Origin of the sequence: Pseudodesulfovibrio sp. lm2024 (assembly GCF_051175575.1) — a bacterium.
Taxonomy (GTDB): domain Bacteria; phylum Desulfobacterota; class Desulfovibrionia; order Desulfovibrionales; family Desulfovibrionaceae; genus Pseudodesulfovibrio; species Pseudodesulfovibrio caledoniensis.
In genome coordinates this window covers 4,083,659-4,100,428 of sequence record NZ_CP195092.1, presented here as the reverse complement: position 1 = coordinate 4,100,428, position 16,770 = coordinate 4,083,659, and the positions used below count along the sequence as shown (strand labels likewise).

The 16,770-nt window shown below is 65.2% G+C and carries 12 protein-coding genes; 3 read left to right on the top strand and 9 right to left on the bottom strand.

All coding sequences use genetic code 11. The features are described 5' to 3' along the window. Positions 1-10: 10 nt before the first annotated feature. Positions 11-193, bottom strand: coding sequence for a hypothetical protein (locus ACR42D_RS19095; RefSeq protein WP_484568375.1), 183 nt, complete (start codon positions 191-193; stop codon positions 11-13). Between the two features lie 74 nt (positions 194-267). Here ACR42D_RS19095 and ACR42D_RS19090 point away from each other — a divergent pair, with 74 nt between their 5' ends. Together ACR42D_RS19090 and ACR42D_RS19085 are read left to right on the top strand one after the other, a co-directional pair. Continuing rightward, complete coding sequence (locus ACR42D_RS19090; protein ID WP_484568374.1) at positions 268-447, top strand: hypothetical protein; 180 nt, start codon at positions 268-270, stop codon at positions 445-447. A 311-nt stretch (positions 448-758) separates the two neighbouring features. Beyond that, on the top strand, positions 759-1,868 hold the full coding sequence (locus tag ACR42D_RS19085; protein WP_484568373.1) for a DEAD/DEAH box helicase: 1,110 nt from the start codon (positions 759-761) through the stop codon (positions 1,866-1,868). 558 nt (positions 1,869-2,426) lie between these two features. Here the strand turns inward: ACR42D_RS19085 and ACR42D_RS19080 are convergent. The 4 genes from ACR42D_RS19080 to ACR42D_RS19065 all read right to left on the bottom strand — a co-directional run bounded on the left by ACR42D_RS19080 (position 2,427) and on the right by ACR42D_RS19065 (position 7,776). Continuing rightward, positions 2,427-4,163: a PAS domain S-box protein gene (locus ACR42D_RS19080; RefSeq protein ID WP_484568372.1), complete on the bottom strand. Its 1,737-nt coding sequence runs from the start codon at positions 4,161-4,163 to the stop codon at positions 2,427-2,429. Between the two features lie 685 nt (positions 4,164-4,848). Then, positions 4,849-5,586, bottom strand: a complete 738-nt coding sequence (locus ACR42D_RS19075) for a LutC/YkgG family protein (protein WP_484568371.1) — start codon at positions 5,584-5,586, stop codon at positions 4,849-4,851. Next, the gene (locus ACR42D_RS19070) at positions 5,579-7,030 is read right to left on the bottom strand and encodes a LutB/LldF family L-lactate oxidation iron-sulfur protein (protein ID WP_484568370.1); all 1,452 of its coding nucleotides are present in this window, start codon (positions 7,028-7,030) and stop codon (positions 5,579-5,581) included. Before ACR42D_RS19070 ends, ACR42D_RS19075 begins: the two co-directional genes overlap by 8 nt. After that, a complete protein-coding gene (locus ACR42D_RS19065; protein ID WP_484568369.1) occupies positions 7,030-7,776 on the bottom strand; it encodes a (Fe-S)-binding protein in 747 nt (248 codons plus the stop codon). Before ACR42D_RS19065 ends, ACR42D_RS19070 begins: the two co-directional genes overlap by 1 nt. 156 nt (positions 7,777-7,932) lie before the next feature. Here ACR42D_RS19065 and ACR42D_RS19060 point away from each other — a divergent pair, with 156 nt between their 5' ends. Next, positions 7,933-8,898, top strand: a complete 966-nt coding sequence (locus tag ACR42D_RS19060; protein WP_484568368.1) for an ABC transporter substrate-binding protein — start codon at positions 7,933-7,935, stop codon at positions 8,896-8,898. Between the two features lie 77 nt (positions 8,899-8,975). On the opposite strand, the gene ACR42D_RS19055 is transcribed toward ACR42D_RS19060, so the two are convergent. From ACR42D_RS19055 to ACR42D_RS19040, 4 genes are all read right to left on the bottom strand, one after another. Further along, entirely contained in the window at positions 8,976-11,015 is a 2,040-nt protein-coding gene (locus tag ACR42D_RS19055; RefSeq protein ID WP_484568367.1) for a methyl-accepting chemotaxis protein, read from the bottom strand. 197 nt (positions 11,016-11,212) lie between these two features. Next, positions 11,213-12,445, bottom strand: a complete 1,233-nt coding sequence (locus tag ACR42D_RS19050) for an HD-GYP domain-containing protein (protein ID WP_484568366.1) — start codon at positions 12,443-12,445, stop codon at positions 11,213-11,215. A 2-nt stretch (positions 12,446-12,447) separates the two neighbouring features. Continuing rightward, complete coding sequence (locus ACR42D_RS19045; RefSeq protein ID WP_484568365.1) at positions 12,448-13,587, bottom strand: HD domain-containing phosphohydrolase; 1,140 nt, start codon at positions 13,585-13,587, stop codon at positions 12,448-12,450. 289 nt (positions 13,588-13,876) lie between these two features. Continuing rightward, positions 13,877-16,588, bottom strand: a complete 2,712-nt coding sequence (locus ACR42D_RS19040; RefSeq protein ID WP_484568364.1) for a cation-transporting P-type ATPase — start codon at positions 16,586-16,588, stop codon at positions 13,877-13,879. Positions 16,589-16,770: the final 182 nt, after the last annotated feature.

Below are 16,770 nucleotides of genomic sequence, written 5' to 3'. Positions count from 1 at the left end.
CTCATCCTGTCTACCGGGGCATGGAAATGATCGGGAAAAAGGTCGCCGACGCTCCGGCGTCCGACCACCCGGCTGTTTCGACCGCAATCAGATCAGCGCCACGCTCGACAAGGGCGTCTCCCGCATCGACATGCAGGGGACAGCCAAGCCGGAAAACCGATTCGGCAGGATCGGGGATCACGTATCCGGTCACGGCCTGATCTTCCTCTCACTCACCCTCTATGGCCCGGTCTGCGGGCCGGGGCCCAACTGTCTCAAGGAGGACATATGCTTTACGAATGCGACAAATGCCAATGGACCGGAACCTGGGATGCCCTGATCCTCGAAACGCTCTGCCCGCTCTGCCGGTCGAGCGTCACCCCCAAGCGCGAAGAAAAAGGCCCGAACGGCCAGGCTCCCTCCGGCCTGAAGCCAGGTGTCGTGCCCGGCCCGCCGCAACGGAGCTGACCTTCCGGCCTTCCGGCCGGACACGCCCTGAATGCAAGGCCCCTGCGCTCTCCCGCCGGGGCCTTGTTTTTTCCCCTCCGTACCGCTCCGAAAATACTTCTTTACTTTGCCGGGCCAATGGCCGATAAAGGGCCAGCTCAGCGTGACTGGACGTACGAATACTTCTTTGCCCCATCGGGCGCCCAACGTTCCACACCCCGTCGAACCAAGATTTACTCCCGTACCAGAGCTCTTCCGATATACCGGGCAATCCCGGACCCCGACCGCTGTCGCGCGCCGTCGAAAACAACTCCTTTTTACCAAAGGTTTATATGACTTTTTCCAATTTTTCCCTGGACCGGCGCATCCTCGCCGGCGTCAAGGGGTGCGGTTATGAAACCCCCACCCCCATTCAAGAACAGGCCATTCCCCTCGTGCTCAAAGGGCACGACGTCATGGGACTGGCCCAGACCGGCACCGGCAAGACCGCTGCCTTCGCCCTGCCCATCCTGCAGCGGCTGCTGACCAGCAACAAGTCCGGCCGGGCGCTGCCCAGCGTCCTGGTCCTGGCCCCCACCCGCGAACTCGCCCTGCAGATCGACGAGAACTTCAACGCTCTGGGCAAACAGACCGGCATCCGCTCGGGCGTGGTCATCGGCGGCGTGGGCATGAACCCGCAGATCAAGGCCTTCGGGCATTGCCGCATCATCGTGGCCTGCCCCGGCCGGCTGGTCCGGCTGATGAGCAAGGGGTCCGTGTCCCTCAACCACATCGACACCCTGGTCCTGGACGAGGCCGACCGCATGCTCGACATGGGCTTCATGCCCGACATCAAGCGCATCCTGGCCAAGCTGCCCGCCAAACGGCAGAACCTGCTCTTCTCGGCCACCATGCCCAATGATATCCGCAAGCTCGCCGAGAACATCCTGAACAACCCCAAGACCGTTCAGGTAGCCAATACCCAGCCCGTGGAGTCCGTGGAGCACTGCTTCTACGCCACGGCCAGCAACCTCAAGGGCGACCTGCTCACCCGGCTTCTGGACAACCGCGACCGCCAAAGCGTGCTCGTCTTCACCCGGACCAAGCACAAGGCCAAGAACCTGGCCCGCAAACTGTCCAACCAGGGATACAAGTCCACCTTCCTCCAGGGCAACATGAGCCAGAGCCAGCGCCAGCGCGCCCTGGACGGCTTCCGCGACGGCCGGTTCGACATCATGGTCGCCACCGACATCGCCGCCCGAGGCATCGACTGCGACCGTATCTCCCACGTCATCAACTTCGACATGCCCGATACCGTGGAAACCTACACCCACCGCATCGGCCGCACCGGCCGCGCCGGCCGCTCCGGGAGCGCCGTCAGCCTCGTCACCAGCGAAGACAAGACGCAGGTCCGCGACATCGAACGCGTCATGCGCGTCAAACTCAAGGAACAGACCCTGTAAGGCTGTCCCGAACAGACCATCACAAGCCCCCCGGCACCCGCCGGGGGGCTTTTTTTGTGCCTCCGGCGTGCCTCCGGCGTGCCTCCGGCGGCCGGGGCGCTGCCCCGGACCCCGCCAGGGGGAACCCTTTGAAAAGGGTTCTCCCTGGACCCCCCCCCAAACTTTTTGTGTGCCTTCGGCAGGGGCGTGCGTGCGCGGGGAGGCGATTGTTGTTCGCGGGGTGTGGCGGGAGCTCGGCAGGGCGGTGTCCCGAAGTGTTCGAGCCGGACGTCTATGGGCCTCGGAGGGCCGCCCTGCCCGAAATCGCCAACCGGCACGGCGGAAGGCGCTCCGTCGCGTCCTTTCGCGCCCGCACGTACCTGAGCGAAGCGAACATGGGATTCTTAAGGCCTTCGGCCTTAAGCGGGGCCGCGTCGGGTCTTAGGCCGAGCTTGCTCGGTCTTAGAGCCGTCGACAGCAGCGATAGGGCAGCGCCCTGGCTGTCGGAGACGCCGCCCGGCGAGGGCTCACCCGAAGGGGCCGCCGGAGGCCCCCCCCAAGGCCATACCACCACCCCGATCAGGCGGCTTGGGTCGCGCCTTTGGGCAGGGCCACGCGGACCACGGTGCCGGTTTCCGGGGAGGTGTCCATGGATATATGGCCGCCGTGCGCTTCGGCGGCGAGCCGTGCGGAGTAGGTGCCCAGGCCGGTGCCGTTGTGTTTGCCGTGGGTGGAGTATTTGTCGAAGAACGACCGGCGCACCTCATCGGGCACGGGCAGCCGGTTGCGGATCTCGAGCACGCAGGGGTCGCCGCTGGTCACGTCCACGTGAACAGGCTGGCCGCCCGAGGCCTCGACCGCGTTCTTGAGCAGGTTGGCGGTCATGCCGTATAACAGAGTGCTGTCGCCCTGTATGACGAGTTGCATGTCTTTTCCGACCTCCCGGCCGTCCAGGGTGGTTTCGACGGTGCAGGCGGGTTCGCGGTGCATGGAGGTGTCGCGCACGGCGCGCATGATCACGGCCAGCCAGTCCACGGACTGGGGCTGGTGTTCGTAGGTGCCGGATTCGAGCTTGTACAGGGTCAGGGACTGGTTGATCAGGTCCATCATCTGCATGCCCGCCTCTTCGACCACCTGGAGCATCTCCTTTTGCCGGTCCGTGAGGTTCTCGTCCTCCTGCATGAGGCGCGGCAGGCCGATGATGCCCATGAGCGGCGATTTGAGATCGTGCCGGACGATGCGCTCCACGTCTTCCTTCAGCTTTTCCGCAGCCTTGCGCGCGGTGATATCGATGCCGATGCAGAGGATGCCGGTGGCCTGGCCGGTCTCGTCGACCATGACCGAGGTGCCGAGCGACAGGGTGGCCCGGCTCTCGTTGCGGCGCACGACCTCCACTTCGGTGAAGGTGTGGCCCGGATTGTGTTCGAGCAGATCATGGAAATGGGAGCGCAGGTCGCGGTCCTGATGGTCGGTCTCGGGCAGCAGCAGCCCCAGCGCCTCGCGGCCGGTCAGCTCGCCTTCGCGGAACCCGAAAAAGTCGAGCCCCCAACGGTTGATGAAGAAGACCTTGCCCTCGGTGTCCACCTCGAGGACGATGAAATGCGCTTGCTCCACCAGGTCGCGGTACAGCCTGCGGCTCTCGCGCAGCCGGTGCTCGGCCTCCACCCGCTGGTCGATGATCCGGTTGCTGGCCCGCGCGCCCAGGAACGTGCCCTGCTCGTTGGTCACCGGCACGCACCGGTGCGACAGCCAGTGCTGCGTGCCGTCCGCCCGGATGATGCGGAAATCAAGGGTGTCCGTGTCCTCGTTGCGGTGCTCCCGGTGCAGATGCGCCTTGACCATGGGCCGGTCCTCGGGATGGACCATTTTGAACATAAGCTCCGGGTCCTTCATGAACGCGGACCTCGGATACCCGGTGATCCGTTCGCACGACGGCGACATGTACAGGAATTCGCCGTCCGGTCCGCGCCAGTACTCCCAGTCGTAGGTGAAGTCCGCCACGGTCCGGAACCGCTCCTCGTTCTTGGCCAGCTTCTCGTTGGCCGCCTTGAGCTGCCGGAAGATCGGCCGGATCTGCAAGATCCCCAACAGGATGATGATCGAGACCAGCAGCCCGATCAGCTCGAAGGCCAGGTCCGGCTGCGCCCGCCCCTCCCAGAACATGTACAGAGTGTGCACCCGCCGGTGCACCATGCCGATCAACCCCGCCGCGATCAGTATCCACGACCAGCGGCGGCCCGTCTCCGGGATCAGAAATAGCGCCAGCACGGCAGCCGTCAATTGTATGCCTATGGAAGTAATGATGATCAGGTCCATGCATCCCCCTGTACGTTGCAACGGAACCCGTCCCTCCAGCTTACCCCTTAACCTATTGGTTAGGCAAATACCATCCATGGAGATATTCGGAGGGGTGAAAGGCGTGTCTCGGCGGCCGGGGCGCCACCCCGGACCCTGCTGGGGCTCTGCCCCAGACCCCGCCAGGGGGAACCCTTTGAAAAGGGTTCCCCCTGGACCCCCTCCCAAACTTTTTGTGTGCCTTCGGCAGGGGCGTGCGTGCGCGGGGAGGCGATTGTTGTTCGCGGGGTGTGGCGGGAGCTCGGCAGGGCGTGGTCGAAACGCAGGGAATGGGTATTGCGGCGTTTTCGGACGGCGGTAAAGAGACAGTTTTTTAATAGGTTGATTTCCTTTCCCAAAAATAAAACCCGCGATTTCGGGCAGAAAAAACGGCGTGCTTCATTCAGAGAAGAAGCACGCCGTCCTATCCGTTTTTTCTGCCCGAAATCGGCACCCGGCACAGCGGAAGGCGTTCCCGTCGCGGCCTTCCGCTGTCGCACGTACCTTAGCGAAGCGAACATGGGATTCTTAAGGCCCTCGGCCTTAAGCGGGGCCGCGTCGGGTCTTAGGCCGAGCTTGCTCGGTCTTAGAGCCGTCGACAGCAGCGATAGGGCAGCGCCCTGGTCTCTCCGAAGGAGACCGCCGGTAGGCCCGCCGGAGGCTCCCCTTACTCCGTAATGACGAGCAGGTGCATCTCTCTGGGCCCGTGCGCGCCGTGGACGAGTTGGGCTTCGATGTCGGCGGTTTTGGACGGGCCGGAGATGAAGGTGAAGGAGGCGGGCAGCTGGTCGTGGTTTTCGAGCAGGGCGTATCCTTCGGGCAGGTCGGCCACGAGCCGGTCCAGGGTCAGGACCGCGATGTGGATGGACGGGACCAGGGACACGGCGCGTCCGTGGCCCGGTCCGGACAGCAGGGCGATGGCGGCGCAGTCCACGGCGCACCAGTCCGCGCCGGTCACGCCGATGTAGGCCTTTTCCGCGATATGGCGGAGGCGCTGCTTGCCCGCGAGTTCGTCCTCGTCCGGGTCGAAGCGGGCCACATCCACGGCAATGGGGTCGTCGGCCAGAAGTTTTGGCAGATCGAGGGAGTGGAGCAGGGCGTCGTCGTGCATGAGGACGTGCTTGTCGCCGCCCCATTCGGTGTCCGAGACGCGGGCCAGTTCCGCGATGCGGCGACCGGCTTCGGCGGCGTTCTCGGCCACGTGGACATTGAGGTTCAGGGGCACGGCGGCCTGCTGGAGCAGGGCGAGGAGTTCGAGGCGTTCGTCGCGGTTGCGGTCCGCGCGCGAGAGCAGCCCTTCCAGTTCGCCCTGGGGACGGCTGGAGAAGAGGGTTGCCGCGTCGGGCGCGTTCTTGCGGCCCAGGGCCTTGCGGATGCGCTTGAGGAAGTATTCTTCGTTAGTCATGGTCGGTCTCGCTGAGGCGCTTGGCGTGGTCGGTCTTCCATCGTTCGGCGAAGGTCTTTTTGGCGATGGGCGGGAAGTCGCGGGTGGCGGTCCATTTGGCCAGGGGGCCGACGCCCTTGGAGAGCGCGCCGTTCTTGACGAACGGCGCCTGGGCCAGGCGGCCGGCCTTGACCAGCAGGTTGTAGGCGGTGCGGCTGGACATGGCCGCGCTCCAGGCCTTGAAGGCCCGCGCCTCGGTTTTGTCCACGGGCTCGACCTCCCAGGCCTCGTCGCCGTAGGCGAGCATGTACCTGAGTTCGGAGAGCATGCGCGGCAGGTCGTTGTTGACCGGGCAGATGTCCTTGCACGCGCCGCACAGGGATTCGCCCCGGCAGAGGTCGGCGTGCCGGTTGACGCCCTGGATGAGCGGCATGACCACCGCGCCGATGGGGCCGGGGTAGGGGCCGTTGTAGGCGTGGCCGCCGATGCGTCCGTAGACCGGGCAGATGTTCAGGCAGCCGCCGCAGCGGATGCAGGACAGGACCTCGCGGAACCGGGGATCGGCGAGCATCTTCATGCGCCCGTTGTCGATGATGACCAGGTGGAATTCCTCGGGCCCGTCGGTCTCGCCGGGCTGGCGGGGGCCGCCCAGGAAGGAGACGTAGGTGGAGACCTTCTGGGCCGCCGCGCCCCGGGTGAGCAGGCGCAGGAGCATGTCGTGCTCGGCCAGGGTGGCGGTGACGCGCTCCATGCCCATCAGCGCGATGTGCACCTTGGGCATGGTCGTGGCCATGCGGATGTTGCCCTCGTTGGACACCAGGCAGACGTGCCCGGTCTCGGCGCAGGCGATGTTGCAGCCGCTTAAGCCCATGTCGGCGGTCAAAAGCTTTTCGCGCAGGGCCTTGCGCGCGGCCCTGGTCAGGGTGGGCGGGTCCTCGGAGTAGGGGATGCCGAGCTTTTCCTGGAACAGCTTGCCGATCTGGCGCTTGTTCATGTGGATGCACGGGGCGATGATGTGCGAAGGCGTGTCGCCGGCCAGCTGGATGATGTATTCGCCGAGGTCGGTCTCGACCACCTCGATGCCCTCGCTCTCGAGCAGGGGGTCCACGCCGATCTCGGCCGAGGTCATGGACTTGCCCTTGACCACGCGCTTGACGTCGTGCTTGCGGGCCACTTCCAGGCAGTAGTGGCGTGCGTCCTCGGCCGTGGCCGCGAAGTGGACGTGCCCGCCCCGGGCGCGGATCTTTCCGGCCAGGGCGGCCAGGACCTGGTCGAGGTTCTCCAGGGTGCGCAGGCGCGCCTCCTTGGCCAACCGGCGGTGTTCCGGGGAGATTTCGTCCCGCCACAGGGCCTGGGAGGACTTGCCGATGCGGTCCTGGATCATGCGGATGGCCGCATGCAGTTCCTCGTTGCCGATGGCGTCGTGAGCCAGCTCGGTGTAGGTCTTGTCGCTTTGCTGGTTCATTACTTGCCCTCCCCGGCCAGGATTTCGGCGATGTGCAGGGCGCGGACGCCGGAGTCCATGCGGGAGAGGCGGCCCTGGATGTTCATCAGGCAGCTGACGTCGCAGCCGACCACGGCCCCGGCCCCGGTGTCGAGGATGGTCCGGACCTTGTCGTCAACCATGGCCGTGGATATCTCCGGGTATTTGACCGCGAAGGTTCCGCCGAAGCCGCAGCAGCGGTCGGACTCGTCCATCTCGATGAGGGTCAGGCCCGGGGTGTTCTCCAGGAGCAGGCGGGGCTGCCTGCGGATGCCCAGGCCGCGCGAGAGGTGGCAGGAGTCGTGATAGGTCACGGCCCCGTCGAAGCGGCAGCCGAGCTGCGCGCCGGGGTCGGTCACGCCCAGGACGTCCACCAGGTATTCGGTGAACTCGAAGGTCTTGTCCGCGACCATGCGCGCCCGGGCCAGCTGGGTGGGCTCGTCGCGGAAGAGCTCCAGGTAATGGTGGCGGACCATGTGCACGCAGGAGCCGGACGGACAGACGATGGCTTCGCTGTTTTCAAAAATGTCGAGGAACCGGCGGGCGGCCTTGGCCGCTTCCCGGCGGTACCCGGAATTGAAGGCGGGCTGGCCGCAGCAGGTCTGGTTCGGGGGGTAGTGCATGCGCACGCCGAGCCGTTCCAGCACGCGGACCATGGCGTCCCCGGTCTCGGGCGACAGGGAATCCACCAGGCACTGGATGAAAAGGGTCACGGTGGGTCGGGTCATTTTACAAAATCCGGAATGTGGGTGTGGGGGCAGGAGGCGGATTTTGCACCCATCGCCCGCAACTTGCAAGTCCTTTAATGTTGCTATAGAAAAATCGACACGTTAGCGTACATTACGGGATTGTCCCGGCATCAGTTCCTTTTGAGGGGGGATTTCATGAAACGTTGTCTCTGTGTTTTCGCCGTATTGCTCGTTCTGGGCACGGCCTGTCTCGCCCACGCGGGCAAGGTCCTCATCGACGTCAGCCAGTTCGTCGAGCATCCGGCCCTGGACGCCGTGCTCAAGGGGTTCCAGGATGAGCTCAAGGACGCGGGCATGGACGTCGAATACAAGATCTACAATTCCCAGGGCAACATGAGCATGGCCTACCAGATCGCCACCCAGGTGGCGGCCGACAAGCCGGACATGATCGTGGCCATCGCCACGCCCAACGCCCAGGCATTGGTCAAGCAGTACGACAAGAGCGAATCCCTCAAGGGCACGCCCATGCTGTTCACGGCCATCACCGACCCGCTGCTGGCCGGGCTGGTGACCAATTACGAGCATCCGGGCGGCGACGTGACCGGCGTGTCCAACCAGATGCCCATGGACAAGCACGTGGAGATGCTGCTCAAGTTTCTGCCGGACATGAAGAAGCTCGGCTTTCTGTACAACGCGGGCGAGATGAACTCCGTGTCCAACCTGAAGCGGATCACCGCCGCCGCCAAGGAGCGGGGCATCGAGATCGTGCCGGTTACGGTGACCAGCTCGGCCGACGTGCAGCAGGCCGCGTCCAGCCTGGTGGGCAACGTGGACGCCATCTACATCCCCACGGACAACACCGTGGTCTCGGCCATGGAGGTGGTCATCAAGGTCGGCCGCCGCAGCCGGACGCCGGTCTTCGTGGCCGACGTGGACTCCGTGTCGCGCGGGGCCATCGCCGCGCTGGGCTTCGACTACTACCTGCACGGCCGCCAAACCGGGGCCATGGCCATCCGCATCCTGAACGGGGCCAAGCCCGGCGAGACGCCGGTGGAATTCCAGAAGAAGCTTTCCTTCCACGTCTTCCCGGCCGCGGCCGGGAAGATGGGTCTCGAGATTCCCGAGGCGCTGGTCAAGGAAGCCGACGTGGTCCACGAGTAGGCGTCGGCAGAGAATCGTATAAAAGGCCGCCCCTCCGTTGTGGAGGGGCGGCCTTTTCGTTTGCCTGGCGGGCCGGGCTAGAACCGCTCGAAATCGGCCGCGCCGTCGTCGTCCATGTCCAGGTCCATGCCCGCGCCGAACCCTTCGAGATCGGCGGCCTGTCGGGAGGGCTTGGACGCGGGCAGGGCGGCTGCCGGGGTCTTGCGCACCTTTACGGTGGTCTGCTTGCGCCGATTGCCGTTGCCCACGTTGAAGAAGGACATGGTCTCCTGGAGCTGCTGGCTTTGGCTGGACAGTTCCTCGCTGGTGGAGGCCATCTCCTCGGACGCCGAGGCGTTCTGCTGGATGACCGTGTCGAGCTGGCTGATGGCCTGGTTGATCTGGGTCGCGCCCGCGTTCTGCTCGTTGCTGGCTGCGGTGATCTCCTGGACCAGGGAGGCGGTTCGCTCGATGTCCGGGACCAGCTGGCTGAGCATGGTGCCCGCCTTTTCGGCCACTTCCACGCTGGACGAGGAGAGTTCGCTGATCTCGGCCGCGGCCGTGCCCGAGCGTTCGGCCAGCTTGCGCACCTCGGCGGCGACCACGGCGAACCCCTTGCCGTGCTCCCCGGCCCGGGCCGCCTCGATGGCCGCGTTGAGCGCCAGCAGGTTGGTCTGCCGGGCGATTTCCTCGATGATGGATATCTTTTCCGCGATTTCCTTCATGGCCTCCACGGTCTGGCCCACGGCGCCGCCGGTCTCGCGGGCGTCCGAGGCGGCCTTGGAGGCCAGGGTCTCGGTCTCGCGGGCGTTCTCCGCGTTCTGACTGATGTTCGAGGCCATCTGCTCCATGGACGAGGAGACCTCCTCGATGGACGCGGCCTGCTCCGTGGCCCCCTGAGACAGGGACTGGGACGAGGAGGACAGCTCGGCGCTGCCCCCGGCCACGTTGTTGGTGGCGGAGTCCACGTCGGCCACCACGGACTGGAGCCGAGTGACCATGTTGTTCAGGGCCTGGGCCAGGATGCCGATCTCGTCACGCTGGTTGATGGCCAGGGTGCGGGTGAAATCGCCCTCGCTCATGCGCTTTGCGAAGTCCACCCCCTGCAGGATCGGGCGGGTGATCATCCGCGTCAGGGCCCAGGCGATGGCCACGCCGAGCAGGAAGGCGATACCCAGTCCCCCGGCCATGACCATAGACGCGGTCCGCAAAGAGGCCACAGCCGCGTCGGCCCGCGTCTGGGTGGCCTCAACACCCGCGTGATTCGTATTCAGAGCCGCATCGAGCACGGCCTGCCCGGCCTCGTTGCGGCGCGTGTTCAGCTTTGTCATTTCCACAAAATTATCAGTGAAATTTTGCATCGCGGCGCCGTATTTTTCAACGGCATCCATGGTCGCTTCCAGTTGGCGGAGGTTCTCGGGCCGCCGGGTGACGGTCTTGAGCTCCTCGTATTTCTCGCGAATGATCGGGAAGGCCTTCATGGCCTCCTTCATGTCTTCGGGGTCCCTGGCGGCCTGGGCCTTGAAGTTCTTGATGCGGATGCCGTTGCACAGGTCGATGATCTCATGGATCATGGAGATCTTGCCGTGGCGCTCGGTGAGTTGGGTCATGGTCGCGCCGGCTGCGATCTCTCGGTCCAGGGCCAGGTTTTGCGAGTCCAGAAAGTCCATGCAGTTTTTCATGCAGATGACCGCGCACTCGTCCATGACCTTCCTGTTCTCGGCCATGGCCGTGATCAGGTCGTGGGTTTCTCGGACCAGGCCGTCATAGACGGCGACGCCCTGCTCCGCCTTTTCCGCGTCCTGCTTCAGCTTGACCAGGCGGGGATATTTGTCCGCATGGGCCTTGGCCGCGCGGAGTATCTCCCCGGTCTCGTCCAGCCGCTTGCGCCCCTCGGTCCAGTATACTTGGGACTCGCTCAGGGAATAGCCACGGAAGGCGTACATTGCCAGCAAGGCGGACCGTTCCAGCTGGCTGGCGATGGAGACTTCCGGGACATACTCCTCGGCAAGTTGCCGCGAATCCTCGCTCACTACCAACATGTCGTAGATGGCTGTGCCGCCCAGGGCGGCGGCGATGAGTATCAGGCACCCGAAGCCGAGTCCGAGCTTCAGGCCAAGCTTGAGATTCTTGAACATATGCCCTCCAAGGTGCGCGGTTGACGAGCCGGGGAAGCCTTCGGGGGACTCCCCGCCTATATGCCCCATTGAATACCGGAATGGGGCGGACGCGGACTATTATATTTAGGTTATAAATACAATAAATAGATAAAACCGACCGTGAGGGTCCGGTTTCAGCCGTACGGCAGGGCCGGGAGAGAGGCGGGGGGGCCGGATCAGGACTCGGGGAAATACTGCACCACGGACCTGGAATCCAGATATCCCTTGACCTCGCGGTCGATTTCTCCCGGGTTCAGGGTACCGGTGATGGTCAGGTCGAGGTCCTCGCCCAGCCGGTAGATCATGGCGTCGTATTTGGGGATGTTCGCATCGTAGATGACCACTTCCGGCAACAGGGGGTTGGCCGGGTCGACCGAAACCACCACGCCCACGTCGCCGGAGTTGAAGCGGCAGACGGTTCCGGGCGGGTAGACCCCGAGCATCTTGATGAATTGCTCCAGGTATTCCTCCTGGAACTCCTTTCGCTTCTTGGTGAACATCAGGGCGAGAGCCTTGTGCGGGGCGAGGCCGCGGCTCAGGTCCCGGGCGTTGACCAGCCGGTCGTACGTGTCCGCAATGGCCACGACCTTGCTGAGGTCGGCGATAGCGTCGCCCTGGAGGGCCTTGGGGTATCCCCGGCCGTCGCACTGCTCGTGGTGCTGGTAGACGATCTTCATGACCGCCGGGTCGATGCCGGGCAGTTTGGAGAGCAGCTGCACGCCGGTCATCGGGTGCCGCTTGAAGAGAATCCACCCGGCCTTGCTCAGCTTGGGACTGGTCGCGATGCCGCCGGGCAGGAGCAGCTGCCCCACGTCGTGGAGCAGGGCGCCCATGCTCAGGGTGTTCATTTCCTCCCTGGGCAGGCCCAGCTGCTTGCCGAGCATCAGGGACAGGGTCATGACATTGAGGGAGTGGAAGTGCTGCCCGGCGTCCATGGACGTCAGGTTGATGTGCTGGATGGCCAGGCTGACGTCCTCCAGGAATTTTTCGCCGAAGGCCGTGGCCAGCCGCCGGGCGTCCTCGGCGGCTGTCGGCTCCCCGCTCTTGATGGCCTCCAGTATCCACTTGGACTTGCCCAGTCCCTTGCCGAACTCCTCCCTGACCTCGTTGAACCGGGTCCGCCGGACGCGCAGCTCCGAGGCCTTTTCCCGCTTGCGCCGGGATTTGGTCACCGTTCCCGGACTGTTCTCGGCGATCTCCACCTCCCGGTCCTCGTCGAGCGGGGCCGAACGGCTTTTCTGCGGATCGTAGAGCACGGTGGCCCGGCCGATGGCGACGATGTCCCGTAGTTCCTGGCGGTTTCGGATCTCGAAGTTGGACAGCAGGAAGGGGTGGCTGAACCAGGGAATCTCCCTCAGACTCACGTACATGCCCACGGTGAGGCGTTTGACCGAGATTTCCTTGAGCATGGCTAGCCCCCGAGGGCTCCCTCGACGTTCTCGCGGATCTGGATGGGCTCCGTGATGTCGAGGAATTCGTCGCAGTGCCGCTGGAGGAATTCAATGGTCTTCGGGGTCAGTATCTCGCCGCCCGACAGGAATTTCCTCCGCTTGCCGTCGACCGTGCCGTATACGTCTTCGGCCACGACCATGCCCGGGGCGAGCCCCAGGGGGTACACGGCCCGCTGGACGGACTGCCCGGCGTTTCCGACGATGGACTTGAATTCCTCGAACAATCGCTTGTCGTAGCGCTTGCCCCGCTGGTTGAGGATGAAGATCGCCTCGCCCTCGCTTTTGCCGCTCTGGACCAGATAGTGGTAGTCCAGGGCGAGCCGGATCATCCTGGCCGGGAGGGGAATGTCGTCGCCCTGGACGTCGTCCTTGGGATAGCCGCCGCCGTCGTAGCGCTTCAGGACGTAGCGCAGGCTGTGTGCCATGTCCTCGGTCCGGTCGTCGGCCTCCAGCAGGAGCACGGCCCGTTCCACGTGTTCGTAGATGTCCCGCAGCGTTTCGGCGCTGGAGTCGTTGCCGCTCATGACCGAGGAGAGGCGTTCCCGGTCGAGGCTGGACAGGATCAGGAGGTAGGCGCTGAACAGTTTCCGGATCCGTTCCGCGCCCCAGCCGACTCGGGAGGACAGGGACATGAGCAGGGGAAGGACCTGGTGATGGCAGATGTACACGCAGGGGATGTAGTTGCTGGTGAACTCGACCAGGGACTGGAGGATGGCCTTTTCCTTGTCCGCCTGGACCGAATAGCGCAGGACCTCCTTGTAGTCGTCCACGATCTCGGTCAGCCGCTTTCTGGAGCAGCGGCCGAAGACGATGGTGTGCGCGGGTATGGACACCCCCTGGAGTCGGGTCGCGTCCGACAGGGCGGGCAGCAGCAGGATGGTCAGGGCTCCGGGCCAGGAACGGCGGACAAGGGCCACCTTCTTGCGGATTTCCCGTACCGGGCCGATGCCCACATAGATCACGATGCCGGGCGTATCGATGTCGTCCAGGGCCGCCAGGTCCCCTGTGGGAATGCTCCTGACCCTGAATTCGTCCTTGAAGACAGGCTCGACGGCCGCGTGGAATTTCTTGCTTTCATCTATGACAAGCATGTGCAGCATGAGAGTGCTCCTGTGTTCCGTATTCGGTCCGGAAGCTGTTCCGCCGGGAGAAGATGGCCAGAGGCGTCACGTGCGACAACACGATCCGAAGCGGCAACCATCGTCCGCTCCGTAGGTGGGAACGGAATGCTGTGGCCTTAGCTTGTGTTATGTCGGTACAATGATGTGCATCCTAGTGATATCATTTAGTAACCTTCTACAATCGTTACAATTTATATATTCTATATAATATGAATCAAGAATATGCATGTCAATGATAGTCGTTTACGGGCTCACCGGCCGGGAGCCGTCAGATGTCCGAATCAGCCCGTTTTTTGTCGAGCTCCACGATGACATAGGCGGCCAGACCGCAACCGAGGATTTTTGCCCATTGCACGAGGTCCAGTGGGGCGCTGGCGAACAGCCGGTGCATGACCGGGGCGTAGGTGTAGAAGAGCTGGAGGACGAGCATCGCGCCGACCCCGCCGAGGACCCATTTGTTGGTGGACAGCCCCAGGGCCAGGGGTGAGCGGGTGAAGGACCGGGCGTTGAGCAGGTAGAAGGCCTCGATGGCGACGAAGACGTTGACCGCCACGGTCCGGGCCGTCTCCATGGTCGCCCCGCCCGCGAGCTCCCATTGGAACAGGCCGAAGGCGCACAGCAACAGGAGCAGGCTGACCACGGCTATGCGGCGCAGGATGGCCCGGTCCAGGAGGGGGCGGTCCGGCCGCCGGGGCGGGCGGTCCATGATCCCCGGCTGCACGGGCTCGAAGGCCAGGGTCATGCCCAGGCAGCCCGCGGTGGTCATGTTGATCCACAGGATCTGCACCGGCAGGATGGGCAGGGCCGCGTCGAACAGGATGGCGGCCAGGATGACCAGCCCCTCGCCCGCGTTGGTGGGCAGGGTCCAGGCGATGAACTTGACCAGGTTGGCGAACACGCCGCGCCCCTCTTCCACGGCGGCCTCGATGGTCGCGAAGTTGTCGTCGGTCAGAACCATGTCGGCGGCCTCCTTGGCCACCTCGGTGCCGGTCACGCCCATGGCCACGCCGATGTCCGCCTGCTTCAGCGCCGGGGCGTCGTTGACCCCGTCGCCGGTCATGGCGCAGACCTCGCCGTTTCTTTGCAGGGCCGTGACCAGGCGGAGCTTCTGCTCGGGCGAGACCCGGGCGAAGACCGGGATGCCGGGGGCCCGCTCGATCAGCTCCGCGTCGTCCAGCTCGCTGATTTCGCGCCCGGTCATGACCGAACAGTCCCCGCCGTTCTCTCCGCTTTCGCACCCCTCGCCGCCCAGCCCGAGGCGCAGGCCGATGGCCTGTGCGGTCAGGGCGTGGTCCCCGGTGATCATCTTGACCTTGATCCCGGCGTGCAGGCAGGCGGCGATGGCCGCCTTCGCCTCTTCGCGCGGCGGGTCTATCATGCCCTGCAACCCGAGGAAGACCATGCCCATGCACGAGTCCGAGCGCTCCAGCCCGCCGTCGCCGGGCAGGGCCTTGCGGGCGAAGGCCAGGACGCGCAGCCCCTTCTCGGCCATGGCGCGCTGGGCCCGGATCACGGCCTCTGCGTCGAGGTCCCCGGCCTCGCCCGTGGGCAGCAGGGCGCCATTGCAGCAGTCGAGGACCTTTTCCACCGCGCCCTTGAGATAGACCACGCGTCCGTCCCGGTCGGGGGCGTCGTGCAGGGTGGCCATGGATTGCCATTCAGACTCGAAGGGCAGCTCGTCCACTCGCCGGAATCGATTCCGTTCGCGCTCCATGTCCAGGCCGAATTTCCCGGCGGAGACGAGCAGCGCGCCCTCGGTGGGGTCGCCCTCCACCCGGTGGCGGCCGTGGCTGACGCTGATGCCCGCGTCGTTGCACAGCAGCCCGGCCCGCAGGGTCTCGGCCAGGGCCCCGTCGGGGCCGTCGTGGGCGTCGACCGGCTCCACCGCGCCGCGCGGGTCGTAGCCCGTGCCCGAGACCGTGTAGGACCGTCCCCCGCCGAAGATCTCCTGGACCGTCATCTGGTTCTCGGTCAGGGTCCCGGTCTTGTCCGAGCAGATGACCGTGGTCCCGCCCAGGGTCTCCACGGCCGGGAGCTTGCGGATGATCGCCTTGCGCCCGGCCATGCGCGACACGCCGAGCGCCAGGATGATGGTCACTGCGGCGGGCAGTCCCTCGGGGATCGCGCCCACGGCCAGGGCCACGGCGGCCATGAACATATCGGCCGCGGGCTCGTCGCGCAGTATGCCCAGGACAAAGGAGGCGGCGGACAGCCCCAGAATGGCGAACAGGAGCACCCGGCTGAACCGGGCGATCTTGCGGGTCAGCGGGGTCTGGAGTTCCTCGGCCGCGTCGATGAGCCCGGAGATGCGCCCGATCTCGGTGTGTCCGCCCGTGGTTACGGCCACGCCCGCGCCCTGCCCCGAACTGACCAGGGTGCCCGCGTAGGCCATGCCCCGGCGATCGGCCAGGACCGTGTCCTGTGGCAGGGGGGCGGCGTTCTTGGCCGTGGGTAGGGATTCGCCGGTGAGCATGGACTCGTCGATGCGCAGCTCCTTGGCCGAGAGCAGGCGCAGGTCGGCCGGGACCTTGTCCCCGGAGCGCAGCAGGACCACGTCGCCGGGGACCGTATCCCGCGCCGGGATGCGGACCGGTTTCCCGGCGCGCAGGACCCGGGCCTCGGCGCTGAGGTTGGCGGACAGCGAGTCCAGGGCCTTGATCGCCTTGGCTTCCTGGAGGTAGCCCACGGCGGCGTTGACCAGGACCACGCCGAAGATGACGCCCGAGTCTATCCATTCGCCGAGGAAGGCGGTCACCACCCCGGCCACGATGAGGATATAGACCAGGGGCTGGTGGAACTGGAGCAGGAACCGGGTCAGGGCCGAGGCCCCCTTCTTGCCCGAGATGGCGTTTTCGCCGAACCGTTCGCGCCGCCGCTTAACCTCGGGTTCGTCCAAACCCCGGGCCGGATCGGTGTCCAGGAGACGGGCCGCTTCTTCGGCCTCCAGGTGATGCCACTGTCTGTTCCGTATCGTTTCCATGCGGATCGCTCTCCGTGTGCGCTTCATGCTCCGTGCTCGCCGGACGCGGTTGTCTCATCTTGAAGCCTGAAGCAAAGCGGGGGCCGCGTCAACCCGGTCCGGTGGATCGGCTCGATCGCTCCGTGCCCGGGGAGAGGAAGGCCCTCCGTACGGCTTTGGAAAAAAGCCACCACCGGGCCGCC

Coding starts and splice junctions, on each gene's coding strand:
- ACR42D_RS19055 (WP_484568367.1), bottom strand. CDS start 11,015: ATGTTCAAGAATCTCAAGCTTGGCCTGAAGCTCGGACTCGGCTTCGGG.
- ACR42D_RS19065 (WP_484568369.1), bottom strand. CDS start 7,776: ATGACCCGACCCACCGTGACCCTTTTCATCCAGTGCCTGGTGGATTCC.
- ACR42D_RS19060 (WP_484568368.1), top strand. CDS start 7,933: ATGAAACGTTGTCTCTGTGTTTTCGCCGTATTGCTCGTTCTGGGCACG.
- ACR42D_RS19075 (WP_484568371.1), bottom strand. CDS start 5,586: ATGACTAACGAAGAATACTTCCTCAAGCGCATCCGCAAGGCCCTGGGC.
- ACR42D_RS19050 (WP_484568366.1), bottom strand. CDS start 12,445: ATGCTCAAGGAAATCTCGGTCAAACGCCTCACCGTGGGCATGTACGTG.
- ACR42D_RS19045 (WP_484568365.1), bottom strand. CDS start 13,587: ATGCTGCACATGCTTGTCATAGATGAAAGCAAGAAATTCCACGCGGCC.
- ACR42D_RS19085 (WP_484568373.1), top strand. CDS start 759: ATGACTTTTTCCAATTTTTCCCTGGACCGGCGCATCCTCGCCGGCGTC.
- ACR42D_RS19080 (WP_484568372.1), bottom strand. CDS start 4,163: ATGGACCTGATCATCATTACTTCCATAGGCATACAATTGACGGCTGCC.
- ACR42D_RS19070 (WP_484568370.1), bottom strand. CDS start 7,030: ATGAACCAGCAAAGCGACAAGACCTACACCGAGCTGGCTCACGACGCC.
- ACR42D_RS19090 (WP_484568374.1), top strand. CDS start 268: ATGCTTTACGAATGCGACAAATGCCAATGGACCGGAACCTGGGATGCC.
- ACR42D_RS19040 (WP_484568364.1), bottom strand. CDS start 16,588: ATGGAAACGATACGGAACAGACAGTGGCATCACCTGGAGGCCGAAGAA.